Below are 16,691 nucleotides of genomic sequence, written 5' to 3'. Positions count from 1 at the left end.
TCTTTACCGCAGAATAAAAGCTGTATAAAGAACGTCGGTGACAACCTGTTTCGGTTGTCCAACAACAAGCGGAGTCGCCAGCGTCTCTTTGATGGCGGTAATCAGCTGTTGCTTACCTTCCTCGGTGGCGAGTGTGGCCGCATTTTGACGAGAAAATAGCAGCAGCAAGCGGCTGCGCACTTCCGGCAGATATTCGTTAAGACGTGAACGTGTCGCCTCATCTTTCATGCGCAGTGTGATACCGATATACAGCACACGGTCTGCATCACCCAGATTGACGGTAAAGGTATCCAGCGCAAAGAACACCGGGGCTGGCGGTGGAGCCGGTTCCGCTTTGACGCTGGCGGAAGGCTGCTGCTGCATGCGCCAGTAGCTATAACCTGCAGTTGCGCAGGCGGCGAGGGTAATTAATACCAGCAGAGGGATCCAAATAGCGCGTTTACTTTTTTTGTTAATCGCGGAGTCAGTCATCAGATACGGGCTTCCTGTTTCGGTACAGCTTATGGGCTGATTATCCCGTGTCCTGTCCACGACAAAGCGTGGAAAAGACGCGGATAATCATGCTACCTCTGGCGTTAGGCGAAGATGTCTACTGCGCCATCGCCGCGGGCAGCGGCTTGCAGCGAGGCTGGGGTTGCCAGTATTGCGTCATCTTCAGCGGCAAAAATGTCTTGTCCTTGAGCGCGACCAGACTGCTGTTGCTGTCCGGAAGACTGCTGATGGCCAGCGAAGCTTTCACTGCTGATGTTGCTTTGCCCCAGTTGGATCCCGCTTTCAGCCAACTGTGTACGCAGCATCGGTAATGCGGCTTCCAGTGCAGCGCGCACGTGACTGTGCGGTGAAACCATTTGTAACTGCGCGAGGTTATCGTCCAGCTTGAGCGAAATATGTACCTGACCCAGGTCCTGCGGATGCAGACGCAGCTCTGCGCTTTGCTGGCCCTGGCGCGTGAACAAGGTGACGTGCTGGCTCAGCGATTGCTGCCATTCATGGCTACCTAACGGAGCGCTTAACACCGGCGCGGCCGTCGGTAACGGTTGTGCGTGTGTTTGTGGACCACTTAGCGGGGCCGCAGTCATGCCAATGCTGGTCGGTGACGGGGTGCTGTCGATTTCAGCTCTGGCGTTCACTGCTGCCGTCAGCGGGGTTAATGTTGGATTGTTTGCCTGATTAGCACCACCGCCAGCAATCGTGACATCCGCTTTGCCTTTTTTGGCATCGCCCGGCAGTAATTCGTCTGCATTATCAGTCGCCGCGCCGTGTACCGCGCCTCGTGACAATGCGGAAAGCGCCGCATCAACAGGGGCTGGTGCGCTGTCGACGGCAGGCGTAGCCAGTGGTTGTCCTGGCAGCATGGCGAACAACGCGCTCAGGTTGGCGAGATCGTCATCACTCAGCGTAGTGTTTTTTTCGTCCTGCTGCGCGACTTTGCCCAGTGTCGTCAGGGCATTCGCTTTCAGTGAAGGCGTGAGAGCGGACAACAGTTGCTGAGCGTCAGTCATGTCGGCAAGAGAAGTCTCGGTTTGCAGCTCCTGTTGCGCCAGCAGATCGGTTAATTTGACCGACGGTGTGGCATCGCCATTTTTTTGCAGCAACCCTTTTTGCAGCTTGCTGCCAGCCGCTTTTAAATCGGCAAGCGACAGCGGGGCATCTTTACCTTGTGCGTCGCCCGCACCTAATGCGCCAGCCAGCAGCGCTAAAAAATCCTCGGGTGAATCTACCGCTTTGCCTGACTGAAGACCTGCGGCTACATCGGTGTCGGTGGTAATCAGTTGGGGTAAAGTAATCATTCGGGTTTCCTCATAGCTGCGCGCTGAGCAAATTCATCCATTTTTTTCTGATCCAGACGGTTTTCGGCCAGTAACGCCGCCGAGGTTTGTCTGTCCTGCAACGTCTGCCACGCCTGTAATCGTTGTTTTTTGTCGCGCCAACTGTTCAATGCCTGGTCTACTTTCTGTGTCCATTGATTGAGCTGTTGGCGATGTTGCTCAATCGCTTTTTCCAGCGTCTGAATAAATTGTTGGTAATTGATCCAGCGATTGCTGGTAATACCTTGGCCCATATCGGTATTCAGATTGTTGCGATACTCATGCTGATAATCGATCAGCATTTTTAACTGTTCTTCCGCCTGCTGACAGCCACGACGCATCTCTCCCAATAAGACAGCAGCGTCATCTACTTCTTTTTCAGCCAGGTCTTTCAATGTTGCTAATGCACCATGTTGTGCCATGACCTATGCTCTCCTGCTTAATCACACACCAGGGAAAATTAGTTCCAAAGCTTGTAGAGAATCTTCCCAGTCAGCCCGTTCAAAAATACCTTGCTGTAAGAATGCTTCCAGCTGCGGCCATAAGGCTATGGCTTTATCCAGCATCGGATCGCTGCCTTTGGCATATGCTCCCACGCTGACCAGATCGCGGTTACGCTGGAAACTGGACAGCAACTGTTTAAAGTTACGCACCCGTGCATAGTGTTTTTCACTAATGAGCGCGGTCATGGCACGGCTGATCGAGGCTTCAATATCGATGGCCGGATAGTGACCCGCCTCGGCCAGATGACGAGACAGCACAATGTGACCGTCCAGAATCGCGCGCGCGGAATCGGCAATCGGGTCCTGTTGGTCGTCACCCTCGGTCAGTACCGTATAAAATGCGGTGACTGAACCGCCTCCGTGGATACCGTTTCCGGCCCGTTCGACCAGCGCCGGTAACTTAGCGAATACTGAGGGTGGATAACCTTTGGTTGCCGGTGGCTCGCCGATCGCCAGGGCTATCTCACGTTGTGCCATCGCGTAGCGGGTGAGGGAGTCCATAATCAGCAATACATGCTGTCCGCGATCGCGAAAATCTTCGGCGATGCGCGTGGCGTAGGCCGCGCCTTGCATACGTAACAGCGGCGAGACGTCCGCCGGAGCGGCAATCACTACCGAGCGTGCGCGACCGTCAGCGCCGAGAATATTTTCAATAAAATCTTTAACTTCGCGACCACGCTCGCCAATCAGACCCACGACGATAACATCGGCCTGGGTATAGCGCGCCATCATGCCGAGCAGGACGCTTTTACCGACGCCGGAACCGGCGAAAAGCCCCATACGCTGGCCGCGTCCAACGGTTAACAACGCGTTGATGGGGCGTACGCCAGTATCCAGGACGTGTTCAATTGCGGTGCGTTGCAGGGGGTTAAACGGCGGTGTAATCAGCGCGCCGGTTTCGGTGGTATCCGGGGCGGGCAGGCCGTCGAGCGGTTTGCCGCTACCGTCCAGCACACGACCCAGCAGAGCAGGGCCAAGCGGTAATTGCTTCCCGCTTTGCAGGCCTTCTCCGGCAATGTTCTTCGCGTATACGCGCGCGCCGGGCAGAACGCCTTCGACTTCTTCGAGCGGCATCAGAAACAGACGTTGACCGTTAAAGCCCACGACTTCGCTTTCGACCTCCTGGGTTTCGTTGCCGTCCTGACGTTCAATGACGCAGGTGGCACCGAGCGGCAGCTGTAACCCCGTGGCTTCCAGCACCAGCCCGGTTGCGCGGGTCAGGCGACCATAACGACGCACCGCAGGCAGCAGTGACATTTTCTCTTCGAAGTTGTCCAGCGTATTGAGCCAGCGAGTCAGGCGAGTGGTCATTACACGACTCCCGGCGCTGCCAGACGGCAGAGTTCTTGCCAGCGCGTGGCGACGCTGGCATCCAGATCGCCTTCATCAGCTGAGACTTTACAACCGCCGTGATGCAGCGTGGGATCGCCGCGTAGCCGCCAGCCGTGCAGGCTGAGAGTGGCGCCGAGCATCTCCTCCACACGCTGGAGATCGTCCGGATGTACGCGCAGCTGCGGTTTACCGCTAAACAGCGGTTCCTGTTGCAATAACTGTTGGATTTGCTTAATCAGCGCCGCGTTATCCACGATTGGCGTCTGACCAATCACCTGACGCGCAGCTTCCAGCGCCATTTGCATCAGTCGCGAGGCAATGACGCTATCCAGCGCGTCCAGCGTATTCTGAAACTCACTCACCAGCTGCTGCATGCGGGCATGGATCGGCGCATGCTGTGCTCGCGCCTGGTTCTGGCCTTGCTCCAGCCCCTGGCTCAGACCTTCCTGATAGCCTTGTTCGTGACCTTTTTGTCGACCTTCCGCCAGCCCCGCGTTATACCCTTGCTCATGGGCCTGCATTTGCAGCTGTGCGAGCTGCTGTTCAAGCTGTTGCTCTGCGGAAAGCTGTGGCTCTTCAGCTTCTTCTGACAGCGGCGTTTCGCTGTGGTCGGCCAGTACGAACTCCGCCATCGGTGGGGCGAGGTCGTCCGGAGTCCAGACTTTCCACGGCAGTTCGTTAGACATAGGTATCCTCGCCGCTGCCTATCACCATCTCGCCGGTTTCCGCCAGACGACGCACAATAAGCAGAATGGCTTTCTGTTCGTTTTCCACCTGCGACAAACGCACCGGGCCGCGGTTGGCAAGGTCGTCGCGCAGAATATCGGCAGCACGTTGCGACATGTTGCGCAGGAACTTCTCGCGTAGCGGCTGTTCGGCACCTTTCAGGGCAATCAGCAGTGATTCGGAATCCACTTCCTGCAACAGGCGCTGGATACTGCGATCGTCGACGTCCACCAGGTTTTCGAACAGGAACATCTCGTCGATAATTTTCTGTGCCAGCTCGCCGTCGAATTCGCGTACGGCGGTAATAACCGCTTCTTCCTGCTGAGTTTTCATCAGGTTGATAATTTCTGCTGCCGTTCTCACGCCGCCCATTTTGCTGCGCTTGAGGTTCTGACCATCGAGCAGACCGTTCAGTACCTCGGTCAGTTCTGCCAGCGCGGCAGGCTGCACGCCGCCGAAGGTGGCGATACGCAGCATCACGTCGTGACGTAAACGCTCGTCGAACAGCGCCAGAATATCGGCGGCCTGGCCCCGTTTGAGGTGCACCAGAATGGTGGCGATAATCTGTGGATGCTCGTCGCGGATAAGGTCGGCGGCGCTTTGTGGCTCCATAAAGTTGAGCGTTTCAATGCCGCTGGTGGTATCGCGGGTTTCCAGAATATCTTCCAGCAGGCTGGAGGCGCGTTCCTCGCCCAGCGCTTTCACCAGCACGGAGCGCAGATATTCGTTGGCGTTGATATTCAGCGCGGCAAATTGTTCTGCTTCTTGCTCAAACTCGGCCAGCACTTCCGTCAACTGTTTGTTGGAGATCTGGCGTACGTTCGCCATCGCTGTACTGAGCGCCTGAACTTCGCGCGTGGAAAGGTGTTTAAATACCTCAGCCGCGCGATCTTCGCCAATGGTCATCAGCAGGATGACGCTTTTATCGGTACCGGTAAGGGCATTACTCATGATCGTTACTCATCCACTGGCGAATGACCAGCGCCACGACGCGCGGATCGTTATCTGACATTTCACGAATACGCTGGCTCATCACTTCTGCACCCAGACGTTGATTCGTACGACGCTGCTGGGTTTGTTCGTCTTTGCTGAGGCGAACTTCTACCGCTTCTTCGGTTTCCTGACGGATACGCGTTTGTTCTTGTACCGCTTTTGCTTCTTCGCTGCGGCGAACCAACTGCGGGCGAACAGCCTTACGCCACAGGATCCAGGCAACAAGCAGCACCAGCAACCAACGGCCAGCGGTCATCAACTGTTCAATAAAGACCTGTTGTTTCCAGAAGGGCAGCTCGCCAATGGAATCGTCGGTCGCCGTGAAGGGTGAATTCACCACGTTCAGGGTATCGCCACGCTTGTCGGAGAAGCCCATCGCTTCGCGGGTCAGGTCCTCAATCTGTTTCATCTGATCGGCGGTTAACGGCAGCGGTTTACCGTCCGGCAACGTTTTATAGTTGACCACCACTGCAACCGAGAGACGCTGCACATCGCCGACGTTCATTTTGGTGTGGCGAATGGTACGGTCGACTTCATAGTTGCTGGTTTCATTACGCTGCGTACTGCGTGGACCAGAATTATTGTTGTTATTTGCCGTTTGCGCGGTTTGCGCATTTTGCTGATTAGCCGGAGGGGTGGCGATTGGCGCGGTATTAGCCGGTGCTGGTTGATTAGACAATGCGCCCGGTACGCCGCCTGGCGCTCCGCTACCGATCTGCTCGCTGACGTTTAACTGGCGTGAACGCAGCACGGCCTGGGAATCATCACCGTTTGGACGGTACTGTTCTTCGGTTTGCTCTTTATTAGCAAAATCCAGTTGCGCGGTGACCTGCGCATGTACGTTACCGTTGCCGACAATCGGCGACAGGATCGATTCGATACGACGTTGAACGCGCCCTTCGACATCGCTGGCGTATTTCAACTGCGCATCGTTAAGATCGCGGCTGCTGGTGTTCGACTGAGTTAACAGATGACCCGCCTGGTCGACCAGCGTAACGTTACCCGGCGGCAAGCCTGCAACAGCGCTGGAAACCAGATGCGTGACCGCACTGATTTGACCTTCATCCAGTGCGCGGCCAGGTTCAAGGTTAACGGTCACGGAGGCTGAAGGCGCTTTTTGCTCACGCACAAACAGCGACGGTTTTGGCATTGCCAGATGCACGCGGGCGCGTTTTACCGGTCCCAGCGTTTCAATAGTACGGGCTAATTCACCTTCCAGCGCACGCTGGTAGTTGACCTGCTCGCTAAACTGGCTAATACCAAACTTTTCCTGATCCAGCAGCTCAAAGCCAACGGCGCCGCCCTTCGGCAGACCTTGTTGTGCCAGACGTAACCGCAATTCGTGAACTTTATCGGCAGGAACTTCTATAGCACCGCTTCCCTCAGTAAAACGATAGGGAACGTTCATCTGCGTCAGTTGGGTGACAATCGCGCCACCATCCTGATCGGATAGGTTGCTGAACAGTGTGCGGTAGTCAGGTGTTTTGGCCCACAGGACCATCGCCACGATGATAGCGACGGCAGCTGCTCCCGCCACAATCAGAGGAATTCTGGGATTCGCGCGCAGGCGGTTTAACCACTCGAGAGGTTTAAGCTGGGTTGCAGTCGATGCTGTCGCACTCATCTCGCACCTCGTGGCTTATCGTGGACGGCGTTTTTTGCAAAGTGGAACAAGACTCACTCCCGGGTCAGCAAACTCGAAAAATTGACGGTCTCATTATTTGCGGTTTCGAATTTTTCTATGCGTTAAAAACCGTGGTTTTTTATCGTTATTTAACGCCTTTATCTTATTGACTAACTGGTAATCTCAGCTAAGTAAAAAATCATCCAGGGGATCAGAATGTCGGCAATACAGGGGATTGAAGGGGTCATCAGCCAGTTACAAGCCACGGCGATGTCAGCAAAAATGCAGGATATGCAGCCACAACCGACCGTGAGTTTTGCCGGTCAGCTGCATGCGGCGTTAGACCGAATCAGCGATGTGCAAACCGCGTCCCGTACGCAGGCTGAGAAATTTACCCTCGGTGAGCCGGGTATTGCGTTAAATGATGTGATGACCGATATGCAAAAAGCGTCGGTCTCGATGCAGATGGGTATTCAGGTACGTAACAAACTGGTGTCGGCCTACCAGGAAGTGATGTCGATGCAGGTGTAGGTTTAACGTGCAGAGATTGTTTGCCGGATAAGCGCAGCGACCATCCGGCAACCAGTTACTTCTGAATCAAATAGCGGATCGTTGGGCCATCCTGCTGAATATCCAGCACCGTATAGCCGTGATTACGCGCATCCAGTGGAATATTGTTGATTGACTGCGGGCAATCGCTCACCACTTCCAGAATTTCACCTTTCTTCAATTGCGGCATCGCTTCCAGCGTGGCGACAGCCGGGTATGGGCACGGTTCGCCGACCATATCGAGGCGATAATCAGGCACGATATTTTTCATACAGACTCCTTGGCAGGCGTTAGCCCTGCGCGACGGAAGAAGCGTTTTTCCCAGCCGATAATGAGCATCAGCGCGGCAAACAACAGCAGATAGGTTACCAGCAGACCGCCGAGTGGACCGAAGGTGTTGAGCAGATTCACTTTGTCCCAGTTGGTGGCAAGCGCGGGAGCAAAATCATCCCAGTAGTAGGCCAGAATAGTTGAGCCAATAACGTTGCCCAGACCAACCCACCAGTAATGTACCTGACCTTCAACGGCGCGGTACATCCAGCCGGTTTCACATCCGCCCGCTAAAACGATGCCAAAGCCGAACAGCAAGCCGCCGATCACCGCATTTGGACCCGCCCACATGATTTTAGGCTCGACGCCCAGTTGCACGTAGCTAAAGATACCGATGGCGCTGACCGCCATCCCGAAGATGATCGCTTTTGCCATATGGGTGCGACCAGAAATCCACAGGTCGCGGAAGGCGGAGGTGAAGCAGATTTGCGCCCGTTCAATCAGCAGACCGAACCCAACGCCAAACAGCATCGCCAGACCGAGCTTGGGTTTATCCATCGCCGTGAGCAGCGCCCAGCCGATCATGCCGATAAACACCAGCATGCCAAGGCGGAAACGGCGACGGGCCTGATCCGGCTTTTGCGTCAACGGCGAAGCGGCGGAGACTTTCTGCATTTTGACCGGAATACGAAACATCGGCAGCAGGGTAAAGCGTGCGCCAAACCATGAGCCGATTGCCGTTGCCAGCGCGAAAAACCAGGCATGTAGCGAGAACTGTGGAATGCCGGTGAAGAATGCGGCCAGGTTGCAGCCCATCGCGAGCCGGGCGCCGAATCCGGCGATCATCCCGCCGACTATCGCCTGCATAATGCGCACCCGACTGCGCGGCATGCGTAACTTGACGTTGTTAGCCCACAGTGCGGCAGCAAAACAGCCACCGAACATACCGAGGATCATCATGCCGTCAATGCGGGTCAGGGGCGAGCCTTCGAGATGAATCAGCTTGTAGTATCCCCACTCTTCGGCGTGCACGCCAAACAGTTGCAGGAATTGCCCACCCCAACGGGTGAATTCACCGGTAACGGCCCAGAAGGTTCCCGTAATGCCGAAATAATAAGTGGAGAGAATACCCGCTGCGATGACCGCAGGGGCGGGGGCCCAAAATTTAATTAACCAGGCCTGTTTGAAGTGTTGCCATGACATGCGTTGCGCCTCTGAACTCAGAAGGTATGTAACAAGAAGTGTGGATACTACACCGTTCATAATTTTTGACTATGAGTAATAAGAGGTAATACCGTCTGGATCAATCTTTCTCAACGCTGCCGAAAGGCTGGCGACATCAGGCCTTTAATGCCACAATCCCATTTTCTTCGCATGCAGGATGAATGATGAAAAAATTAGCAATCGTTGGTGTATTTCTGGCGCTTACCGGATGCGCCGAAGTAGAAAATTATAACGACGTGGTGAAAACGCCAGCGCCAGCTGGTCTGGAAGGATACTGGCAGTCAAAAGGTCCGCAACGCAGTTTGGTAAGCCCGGAAGCGATTGCCAGCCTGGTGATAACGAAAGAGGGCGATACGCTGGATTGTCGCCAGTGGCAGCGGGTGATCGCGCTGCCGGGGAAACTGACGATGCTCTCTGGCGATCTCACCAACGTGACGGTGAAACGCGAGCTGTATGAGATCGAACGCGAAGGCAATACGCTGGAATATGACGGTATGACGCTGCAACGGGTCGATCGCCCAACGCAGGAGTGCGCTGACGCGTTAAAGAAAACGCCGCTGGCCACACCGCTGCCATAAACCGTACGCCCCGGTAGCCCATGGCCACCGGGGTTGAATTTTATATCACTTCTTCAATGACCCACACGCTGACGCTCCCGCCGTTACAGTAAAACGTTGCTTCACCGTTTTCATCGGTGACCACGCTTTCCTCGCGATTTCCCAGATAGTCACGCCAGGTTTTATTGCCGTAATTGGCGCCGAGATTGATGGTCTTTTCCCCGTCATCGCCGTTTGACAGTACCACCACACAGCCGGGATCGTCGTCCGTTCCGCTGCGGCTAAAAGCGATACAGTTAGGATGATCGAAAAAGAGCGTCTGTACCCCGTGTGCGAAGCGCTGGCGCGCGAGGATCAGTTCATCAAGCTGTTCGATGATCGGCATGTCGATAGGATAGGTTTCGCCATCGCCGCCGGTGTCTTCGTAATGCGCTCCGTAGAGGTCAGGGTAAAACACCGACGGTACGCCATTTTCACGCAGCAAGATCAGCGCATAGGCCAGCGGCTTAAACCACGGCTCGACAGGGGCTTCGAGTGCCTGTAAAGGTTGGGTGTCGTGATTGGCCACCAGCGTGACGGCATGAAACGGATCGGCTTCTACCAGGGTGTCGGTGAAAATCTGGCTCATGTCGTAATCGCGGCCCTGACGGGACGCTTCGTGGAATTTCATCTGCAAAGGGGCGTCGAACAGCATGGTTTTCCCCTCCACCTGATTAATATAGGTTTGCAGCTTGTCGACTTCGTGGGACCAGTATTCCGCGACGATAAACAGCGGTTTTGGCGCGACTTCCTGCACGTGCTCAATCCACTCTTTATAAAACCAGGCCGGAATGTGCTTGACGGCATCCAGGCGAAAGCCGTCGCAATGGGTTTGATCCATCACCCAGCGCGCCCAGTATTTGATTTCCTCGGTGACGGCGTGATTACGAAAATCGATATTTTCTCCCATCAGGTAGTCAAAGTTGCCGAGTTCGTCATCGACCTGATCGTTCCAGCCTTCGCCGGTGTAATCATTGACGATTTTGAAAATGCCGTCTTCGGTGGGATTTTCGATATGGTCAATGCCGCTGAAGCATTTGAAGTCCCAAATGAATTGCGAGTACTGGCCTGCGCGGGCAGGGAAGGTGTAGCGCGTCCAGCCTTCGCATTCGATAATCTCATCGTCTATTTGCGTGCGATCCTCGGCGTTAACCCGCTGGACGCGGATTTTTTCTTTCTCATCCGCGCCCATTTTGTGATTCACCACCACGTCCAGCAGGACGGCAATATCATTGTGTTTCAGCGCGTCTATCGCCGCCAGCAGCTGGTTTTTATCGCCGTATTTGGTGGCGACGGTTCCCTTTTGGTCGAATTCGCCCAAATCAAACAGATCGTAGGAATCGTAGCCAACGGAATAGCCGCCGGACGCGCCTTTATAGGCGGGGGGCAGCCATACCATATTGATGCCGATATCATTGAGTCCGCCTGCGCGTTCGGCAAGTTCGGGCCAGAGTTGGCCGCCATCAGGGTAATACCAGTGGAAGTACTGCAATAGTGTGGGATTTTTCATCTTCCGTGCTCCAGAAGTCGTTTGGCCGACCTCTGGAGTATGGAAGATAATTCAGACGAGACGGGAAATTATTGTGGGGCAGTGGGGGCGTCGGGGACTAACAGCATGCCGGAAAGACGGCCATAGGCGTTATTCAACGTTTTCTGGCGCGTTGACTGACCGATGAGATTGCTGAGCTCATCCAGGCGCTGCTGCAACAACGTTTTGAGTAACTGTTCGTTATCCAGCGTCTGTTTAATGTACCCGGCGACTAAGTCCTGAATACTTCGCGTAATGCCTGGTGGAGTTTGCTCTTCCATGACCACTTCAATACTTTGCAGATAGGTAACTTCCTGTTCCAGTAAAAGGTCCCATTCACCGCGCTGCGCCAGTTCCAGCAGTGAGTGACTGAGCAGCGCAATGCGCTGCCAACGGTTGATAAACTCCACGGCTGAGGTCATTAACGAGACTCCTGGGACGACGCTTTCGGTGAGATCTGTTTCCAGGCTTCTGCAATGTTGCCGAGCAACCCTTCGACTTCTTCAATAGCCTGACAATCATTACGCAAGTTAGCTTGCAGTAAACGGCGAATCATATAGTCATACAGCGAGGACAGGTTAGCGGCGATTTCACCGCCATTCTCCTGATCCAGGCCTGCTTTCAGACCATTGTCGATAATGTTAATGGCTTTACTGATGGCCTCGCCTTTGGCGACGATATCACCCTGTTGCATAAACAGGCGAGCGCGCACGAGGGCGCTGTTAGCGCCATCAAACAACATTTCAATCAGCTGATGTGGGCTGGCGCTCATTACGCCACTCTCTATGCTGACCTGTGCATAGGCTTTGGTACCGCTCGCGGTATACATGCTTACCTCGTGTTATCAGGAATTACTCATCGCAGTAAATTGCTGGCCCAGATAGGTACTGGTGCTGTTCAGCTTGCTCATCATGCTATCAAGCTGGGTAAACTGTGCTTTATAGCGCGCGACGGTATCATCGATGCTATTGCTGACGGCCAGATACTGTTTAGTCAGCTTTTTCAGCGTCGCGTTAATATTGTCCTGGGCTACGTCAATGATGCCGTCATCGGCCAGATAACCTTTTACTTCGGTGGCAATTTTGGTGGTAATCCCGGTTTCTTTGCCATCACCAACCAGCAACTGACGGGTAGCCGCGGTATTATCTTCCAGTGCTTTTTTCAGCTTGGTGTCGTCAATTTTCAGTTTGCCGGACGTTCCGTCAGTGGTAATCCCGATTTCGCCTAACGTTTTAAATGCACCGTCGCCTGCACCGTTGGAAAATTGGGCGCGGATCCCTGTCTGGATAGTACGTACTGCACTGTCACCGAGCAGAGCACCGTTATTGGTGTCCTGAGTTTCGGCCCCTGGATCTACTTCGGTGTATTTGGTCAGCGTTGAGAATGTATCCAGCAGCGAGTTGTAGGCATCAACCCACCCTTTGATCGCTTCCGTTGCTTTATCATTGCTCTTGGTGACGGTGATGCGCGCGTCGGTCACTTCTTTAGTCAGATTCAGCGTCACACCCTGCGGGGCATCGGTAATGGTGTTGCTCGGACGTTCAATATCAATGCCGTTAACTTTCAACAGTGCATTTTTGGCTTCCACCAGCTGTTTCATATTCCCGCTGCCGGCGGTGCTGTCGTAGGCCAGTAAATCATTGAGCTTACTGTCGCCGCTGACGGAAATAGTCATTTTATTGTCGACACCGCTTTCGGCCGTTAATACCAACTGATAATCATTTTCCTTAACTTTCACGATACTGGCGGAAATACCGCTGTCAGCGTCGTTAATGGCATCTCGAATTCCTTCCAGCGACGTCTGGTCTTTGCCTAACTTAATTTCCAGTGGCTCTTTACGACCTTTTTGCTCAATTGTGATCGTGCGACTCTCGGAAGATGTGTCCCCTAATGCGTCTTTCGTCGAGCTGATACCGCTTTTGGTACTTAATGATTGCGCCTGTGCCAGTTGTGTAACGCTAACGGTATAGGTCCCTGGTGCTGCACCGGCAGAGGTTGATACCTTAAGGTCCTCAGTACTACTGGTGACGGTGGTGCTTTTAAACAGATCGGCGCTATTAAGCGTGGTATTCGCCGTCTGGAATTTTTCTAATGCACTTTTCAGCGTGCCGTATGCCGTCAATCTCGCGGTATTCGAGCTCTGCTGCTGGGTAATTGGAGTTAAACGTTTTTTTTCAGCAGTAGTCAGGTTTGTCAGCAACGTATCCAGCGGTAAGTTTGAGCCGACGCCCAATGAAGTAAATGAAGGCATGCCTAATTCCTTGTGATTGCAAACAGTAGTTAAGCGGGTTATCGGCAATCTATGCGCAAAGTTTAATGATAGTTTTGCAAAAATAATGCGCAGAATAGTGGGACATATTACGGGTATTTCAGCGGCTAAGAAAAAAGAGAGCAGAAAGTAAAAATTTTCTAAAGTTCGAAAATAAGGTGCCGATACATGGGTTACGGTGAGAAACCGTGGGCAACAGCCCAATAACATCAAGTTGTAATTGATAAGGAAAAGATCATGGCACAAGTCATCAATACAAACAGCCTGTCGCTGTTGACCCAGAATAACCTGAACAAATCTCAGTCTACTCTGAGCTCCGCTATCGAGCGTCTGTCCTCAGGTCTGCGTATCAATAGCGCGAAAGACGATGCTGCTGGCCAGGCGATTGCTAACCGCTTCACCTCAAACATTAAAGGTCTGACTCAGGCTTCCCGTAACGCTAACGACGGTATCTCCATTGCGCAGACTACCGAAGGCGCGCTTAACGAAATCAACAACAACCTGCAGCGTGTGCGTGAACTGTCTGTTCAGGCAGCTAATGGTTCAAACTCTGGTTCTGACCTGGATTCTATTCAGGCTGAAATTACTCAGCGTCTGAGTGAAATTGACCGCGTATCTGGTCAGACTCAGTTTAACGGCGTGAAAGTTCTGGCTCAGGATAACACCCTGAAAATTCAAGTTGGTGCAAATGATAATGAAAGCATTTCCATCAATCTGAAAGAAATCACCAGTGGTACTTTAGGGCTTAATGGTTTCCGTGTTACAGGTGATAAAGCAGCAACTTCCGACCAGTTAGTAAAAGATTTTGGCGCTACAGGTACCAAAGATTATAAATTAGGGACAACTGATTATAAGGTTAATGTCGTAACTGGTGGGGTTAAAGCTGGAGCTGATGATGTATATGTTGGTGCTTCATCAGGTGCACTGATTACTGATGCCACGAATACAGCAATAAGTGGTGGCACAACTACCGGTGGCGCAGTTGCAGTATTAGCTAAAGATGTTACTCAAGGTAATACTTTCACATGGAAAGGAACGACCTGGAAAGCAAATAGTGATACTGATGCAAACGGAAATGGTAGCTTTACAGCTAACATTGATGGTAAGGACATCACTTTATCTATTAGTGGTTCAACGGCTACTGATGGCACTGGTGCGAACATGACCATCTCCGGTGGTGCGCTCTATGAACAAGGAACCACTGCTTCTAATAAACTAACTACACACGGAACTAACGCCGCAGCGAAAGAGTCAGATCTGGTTCAGCAGAAAGCTAGCCTTACTGGCGGAGATTTAAAAGTCGGTGCAGTAGATTATAAAGTCGATTCAGCAGGCAATGTATTCAATGCCGGTGCAACGCAACAGATTTTTGTTCAGAATGCAGGCACTGCGAACGCTAAACTTGTTGAGCAGGATAAAGCCAGCGAAGCTACTCGTAACCAGTTAGATGTATTAGATAAAGCGATCTCTCAGGTCGATACCTTACGTGGTGACCTCGGTGCGGTACAGAACCGTTTCGATTCTACCATCACCAACCTGGGCAACACCGTTAACAACCTGACTTCTGCCCGTAGCCGCATCGAAGATGCTGACTACGCGACCGAAGTGTCCAACATGTCCAAAGCACAGATCCTGCAACAAGCAGGTACTTCTGTACTGGCACAGGCCAACCAGGTTCCGCAGAACGTTCTGTCTCTGCTGCGTTAATTTATGCTTATCACGCAAACCCCGCTTCGGCGGGGTTTTTTACATTCGGCTTTACCCGTAACCCCCAAATAACCCCTCATTTCACCCACTATTCACCCAATTAAAACCCCTGCAGAAACGGATAATCATGCCGATAACTCATTTAACGCAGGGCTGTTTATCGTGAATTCACTGTATACCGCTGAAGGTGTAATGGATAAACACTCGCTGTGGCAGCGTTATGTACCGTTGGTGCGTCACGAAGCATTGCGCCTTCAGGTGCGTTTGCCGGCGAGCGTAGAACTGGATGACCTGCTACAAGCGGGCGGCATCGGGTTATTGAATGCCGTTGACCGATATGACGCTTTGCAAGGAACGGCATTTACCACTTACGCAGTGCAGCGTATTCGTGGAGCAATGCTGGACGAACTACGTAGCCGGGATTGGGTGCCGCGTAGCGTTCGGCGCAATGCTCGCGAAGTGGCACAGGCGATGGGACAACTGGAGCAGGAATTAGGGCGCAACGCGACGGAAACCGAAGTGGCGGCGCGTCTGGCTATTCCTGTGCAAGAGTATCGTCAGATGTTGCTCGATACCAATAACAGCCAACTCTTCTCTTATGACGAGTGGCGGGAAGAGCATGGCGATAGTATTGAGCTGGTGACGGAAGAACATCAGCAGGAAAACCCGTTACAACAGCTACTTGAGGGTAACCTCCGCCAGCGCGTGATGGACGCGATCGAGGCGTTGCCGGAGCGCGAAAAGCTGGTGTTAACGCTGTACTACCAGGAAGAGCTCAATCTGAAAGAGATTGGCGCGGTACTGGAAGTCGGGGAGTCACGGGTTAGCCAGTTGCACAGTCAGGCCATCAAACGTCTACGCACCAAGCTGGGTAAGCTATAGGGGTACATCATTACCCCTGAACAATGCCGCATTACGAATTGACTACCAGGAGTTCTCATGACGGTGCAGCAATCAAAAAGACGGCCTCTAAGCCGCTACCTCAAAGATTTCAAACACAGCCAGACGCATTGCGCCCATTGCTTTAAGTTGCTCGACAGGATCACGCTGGTTCGTCGCGGGCAAATTGTGAATAAAATCGCCATCGCCCGGCTGGACACTTTGTTGGATGAAGCCGAGTGGGAGCAGGAGAAAAAAGAGTGGGTGGCACTGTGTCGTTTTTGCGGTGATTTGCATTGCAAAGAGCAGAGCGACTTTTTCGATATTATCGGTTTTAAACAGTTTTTATTTGAGCAGACCGAAATGAGTCACGGCACGGTACGTGAATACGTTGTCCGTCTGCGTCGCCTCGGGAATCACCTGACCGAACAAAAAATCTCTCACGATCTGCTGCAGGAAGGGTTCCTCGACGAAAACCTTGCCCCGTGGCTGCCGGAAACCAGCACCAACAATTACCGCATCGCCTTACGTAAGTATGAGCAGTTTAAAGCCCATACCCACATGGGGCATATGCAGAAATCCTCCTGGACAGCCAGTTCTGATATATATTAAAAACGAATAAGGTGTAACAGAGTTGTGTTTGTGGAACACAGCAAACGCTTTACACTGTAGTCATAAATGAT

Annotated in this window: 18 protein-coding genes; 5 read left to right on the top strand and 13 right to left on the bottom strand. The window is 52.9% G+C overall.

Annotation, left to right across the window (positions count from 1 at the left end; genetic code table 11):
• Nucleotides 1-3 precede the first annotated feature (3 nt).
• From fliL to fliF, 7 genes are all read right to left on the bottom strand, one after another.
• Entirely contained in the window at nt 4-471 is a 468-nt protein-coding gene (gene fliL / locus OGV89_RS07320) for a flagellar basal body-associated protein FliL (protein ID WP_003030435.1), read from the bottom strand.
• A 104-nt stretch (nt 472-575) separates the two neighbouring features.
• Nucleotides 576-1,790: a flagellar hook length control protein FliK gene (fliK, locus tag OGV89_RS07315; protein ID WP_032936829.1), complete on the bottom strand. Its 1,215-nt coding sequence runs from the start codon at nt 1,788-1,790 to the stop codon at nt 576-578.
• The gene (gene fliJ / locus OGV89_RS07310; protein ID WP_003839084.1) at nt 1,787-2,230 is read right to left on the bottom strand and encodes a flagellar export protein FliJ; all 444 of its coding nucleotides are present in this window, start codon (nt 2,228-2,230) and stop codon (nt 1,787-1,789) included. The genes fliK and fliJ overlap by 4 nt, the downstream gene beginning before the upstream one ends.
• 21 nt (nt 2,231-2,251) lie before the next feature.
• Nucleotides 2,252-3,622 carry a flagellar protein export ATPase FliI gene (gene fliI, locus OGV89_RS07305; protein WP_003030440.1) on the bottom strand — a complete coding sequence of 457 codons (1,371 nt, stop codon included), beginning with the start codon at nt 3,620-3,622 and terminating at the stop codon, nt 2,252-2,254.
• Nucleotides 3,622-4,329, bottom strand: a complete 708-nt coding sequence (gene fliH / locus OGV89_RS07300) for a flagellar assembly protein FliH (RefSeq protein ID WP_003030441.1) — start codon at nt 4,327-4,329, stop codon at nt 3,622-3,624. Before fliH ends, fliI begins: the two co-directional genes overlap by 1 nt.
• Nucleotides 4,322-5,320 carry a flagellar motor switch protein FliG gene (fliG, locus tag OGV89_RS07295; RefSeq protein ID WP_003030443.1) on the bottom strand — a complete coding sequence of 333 codons (999 nt, stop codon included), beginning with the start codon at nt 5,318-5,320 and terminating at the stop codon, nt 4,322-4,324. Before fliG ends, fliH begins: the two co-directional genes overlap by 8 nt.
• Nucleotides 5,313-6,986, bottom strand: a complete 1,674-nt coding sequence (fliF, locus tag OGV89_RS07290) for a flagellar basal-body MS-ring/collar protein FliF (RefSeq protein WP_102190416.1) — start codon at nt 6,984-6,986, stop codon at nt 5,313-5,315. Before fliF ends, fliG begins: the two co-directional genes overlap by 8 nt.
• A gap of 216 nt (nt 6,987-7,202) precedes the next feature.
• Here fliF and fliE point away from each other — a divergent pair, with 216 nt between their 5' ends.
• Complete coding sequence (fliE, locus tag OGV89_RS07285; RefSeq protein ID WP_003030448.1) at nt 7,203-7,517, top strand: flagellar hook-basal body complex protein FliE; 315 nt, start codon at nt 7,203-7,205, stop codon at nt 7,515-7,517.
• 55 nt (nt 7,518-7,572) lie between these two features.
• On the opposite strand, the gene yedF is transcribed toward fliE, so the two are convergent.
• Both yedF and yedE read right to left on the bottom strand, forming a co-directional pair.
• Nucleotides 7,573-7,806 carry a sulfurtransferase-like selenium metabolism protein YedF gene (yedF, locus tag OGV89_RS07280; RefSeq protein ID WP_000790504.1) on the bottom strand — a complete coding sequence of 78 codons (234 nt, stop codon included), beginning with the start codon at nt 7,804-7,806 and terminating at the stop codon, nt 7,573-7,575.
• Nucleotides 7,803-9,008: a selenium metabolism membrane protein YedE/FdhT gene (yedE, locus tag OGV89_RS07275; protein WP_003844199.1), complete on the bottom strand. Its 1,206-nt coding sequence runs from the start codon at nt 9,006-9,008 to the stop codon at nt 7,803-7,805. The genes yedF and yedE overlap by 4 nt, the downstream gene beginning before the upstream one ends.
• A gap of 185 nt (nt 9,009-9,193) precedes the next feature.
• Between yedE and yedD the strand changes: the two genes are divergently transcribed.
• Nucleotides 9,194-9,607 carry a lipoprotein YedD gene (gene yedD / locus OGV89_RS07270; RefSeq protein ID WP_003030454.1) on the top strand — a complete coding sequence of 138 codons (414 nt, stop codon included), beginning with the start codon at nt 9,194-9,196 and terminating at the stop codon, nt 9,605-9,607.
• Nucleotides 9,608-9,647: 40 nt separating this feature from the next.
• On the opposite strand, the gene amyA is transcribed toward yedD, so the two are convergent.
• From amyA to fliD, 4 genes are all read right to left on the bottom strand, one after another.
• Nucleotides 9,648-11,135, bottom strand: coding sequence for an alpha-amylase (gene amyA, locus OGV89_RS07265; protein ID WP_003834042.1), 1,488 nt, complete (start codon nt 11,133-11,135; stop codon nt 9,648-9,650).
• A 68-nt stretch (nt 11,136-11,203) separates the two neighbouring features.
• The gene (gene fliT / locus OGV89_RS07260; protein ID WP_003030458.1) at nt 11,204-11,575 is read right to left on the bottom strand and encodes a flagella biosynthesis regulatory protein FliT; all 372 of its coding nucleotides are present in this window, start codon (nt 11,573-11,575) and stop codon (nt 11,204-11,206) included.
• Nucleotides 11,575-11,982 carry a flagellar export chaperone FliS gene (gene fliS / locus OGV89_RS07255; protein WP_003844198.1) on the bottom strand — a complete coding sequence of 136 codons (408 nt, stop codon included), beginning with the start codon at nt 11,980-11,982 and terminating at the stop codon, nt 11,575-11,577. Before fliS ends, fliT begins: the two co-directional genes overlap by 1 nt.
• A 15-nt stretch (nt 11,983-11,997) precedes the next feature.
• Nucleotides 11,998-13,404: a flagellar filament capping protein FliD gene (gene fliD / locus OGV89_RS07250; RefSeq protein WP_003839098.1), complete on the bottom strand. Its 1,407-nt coding sequence runs from the start codon at nt 13,402-13,404 to the stop codon at nt 11,998-12,000.
• Between the two features lie 255 nt (nt 13,405-13,659).
• Here fliD and OGV89_RS07245 point away from each other — a divergent pair, with 255 nt between their 5' ends.
• The 3 genes from OGV89_RS07245 (at nt 13,660) to fliZ (ending at nt 16,620) form a co-directional block, all read left to right on the top strand.
• Nucleotides 13,660-15,129, top strand: coding sequence for a flagellin N-terminal helical domain-containing protein (locus OGV89_RS07245; protein WP_003844197.1), 1,470 nt, complete (start codon nt 13,660-13,662; stop codon nt 15,127-15,129).
• 162 nt (nt 15,130-15,291) lie between these two features.
• Nucleotides 15,292-16,011: an RNA polymerase sigma factor FliA gene (locus tag OGV89_RS07240; protein ID WP_003030465.1), complete on the top strand. Its 720-nt coding sequence runs from the start codon at nt 15,292-15,294 to the stop codon at nt 16,009-16,011.
• A gap of 57 nt (nt 16,012-16,068) precedes the next feature.
• The gene (fliZ, locus tag OGV89_RS07235) at nt 16,069-16,620 is read left to right on the top strand and encodes a flagella biosynthesis regulatory protein FliZ (protein ID WP_003844196.1); all 552 of its coding nucleotides are present in this window, start codon (nt 16,069-16,071) and stop codon (nt 16,618-16,620) included.
• The last annotated feature ends 71 nt before the right edge of the window (nt 16,621-16,691 follow it).

The organism is Citrobacter sp. Cf125, assembly GCF_030333935.1.
Taxonomy (GTDB): Bacteria; Pseudomonadota; Gammaproteobacteria; order Enterobacterales; family Enterobacteriaceae; genus Citrobacter; species Citrobacter freundii.
This window is presented reverse-complemented; position numbering and strand designations above follow the sequence as displayed.

Excerpts from the sequence above, each read along its gene's own strand:
- fliL (WP_003030435.1), bottom strand. The coding sequence starts at position 471 with ATGACTGACTCCGCGATTAACAAAAAAAGTAAACGCGCTATTTGGATC.
- fliK (WP_032936829.1), bottom strand. The coding sequence starts at position 1,790 with ATGATTACTTTACCCCAACTGATTACCACCGACACCGATGTAGCCGCA.
- fliJ (WP_003839084.1), bottom strand. The coding sequence starts at position 2,230 with ATGGCACAACATGGTGCATTAGCAACATTGAAAGACCTGGCTGAAAAA.
- fliI (WP_003030440.1), bottom strand. The coding sequence starts at position 3,622 with ATGACCACTCGCCTGACTCGCTGGCTCAATACGCTGGACAACTTCGAA.
- fliH (WP_003030441.1), bottom strand. The coding sequence starts at position 4,329 with ATGTCTAACGAACTGCCGTGGAAAGTCTGGACTCCGGACGACCTCGCC.
- fliG (WP_003030443.1), bottom strand. The coding sequence starts at position 5,320 with ATGAGTAATGCCCTTACCGGTACCGATAAAAGCGTCATCCTGCTGATG.
- fliF (WP_102190416.1), bottom strand. The coding sequence starts at position 6,986 with ATGAGTGCGACAGCATCGACTGCAACCCAGCTTAAACCTCTCGAGTGG.
- fliE (WP_003030448.1), top strand. The coding sequence starts at position 7,203 with ATGTCGGCAATACAGGGGATTGAAGGGGTCATCAGCCAGTTACAAGCC.
- yedF (WP_000790504.1), bottom strand. The coding sequence starts at position 7,806 with ATGAAAAATATCGTGCCTGATTATCGCCTCGATATGGTCGGCGAACCG.
- yedE (WP_003844199.1), bottom strand. The coding sequence starts at position 9,008 with ATGTCATGGCAACACTTCAAACAGGCCTGGTTAATTAAATTTTGGGCC.
- yedD (WP_003030454.1), top strand. The coding sequence starts at position 9,194 with ATGAAAAAATTAGCAATCGTTGGTGTATTTCTGGCGCTTACCGGATGC.
- amyA (WP_003834042.1), bottom strand. The coding sequence starts at position 11,135 with ATGAAAAATCCCACACTATTGCAGTACTTCCACTGGTATTACCCTGAT.
- fliT (WP_003030458.1), bottom strand. The coding sequence starts at position 11,575 with ATGACCTCAGCCGTGGAGTTTATCAACCGTTGGCAGCGCATTGCGCTG.
- fliS (WP_003844198.1), bottom strand. The coding sequence starts at position 11,982 with ATGTATACCGCGAGCGGTACCAAAGCCTATGCACAGGTCAGCATAGAG.
- fliD (WP_003839098.1), bottom strand. The coding sequence starts at position 13,404 with ATGCCTTCATTTACTTCATTGGGCGTCGGCTCAAACTTACCGCTGGAT.
- OGV89_RS07245 (WP_003844197.1), top strand. The coding sequence starts at position 13,660 with ATGGCACAAGTCATCAATACAAACAGCCTGTCGCTGTTGACCCAGAAT.
- fliZ (WP_003844196.1), top strand. The coding sequence starts at position 16,069 with ATGACGGTGCAGCAATCAAAAAGACGGCCTCTAAGCCGCTACCTCAAA.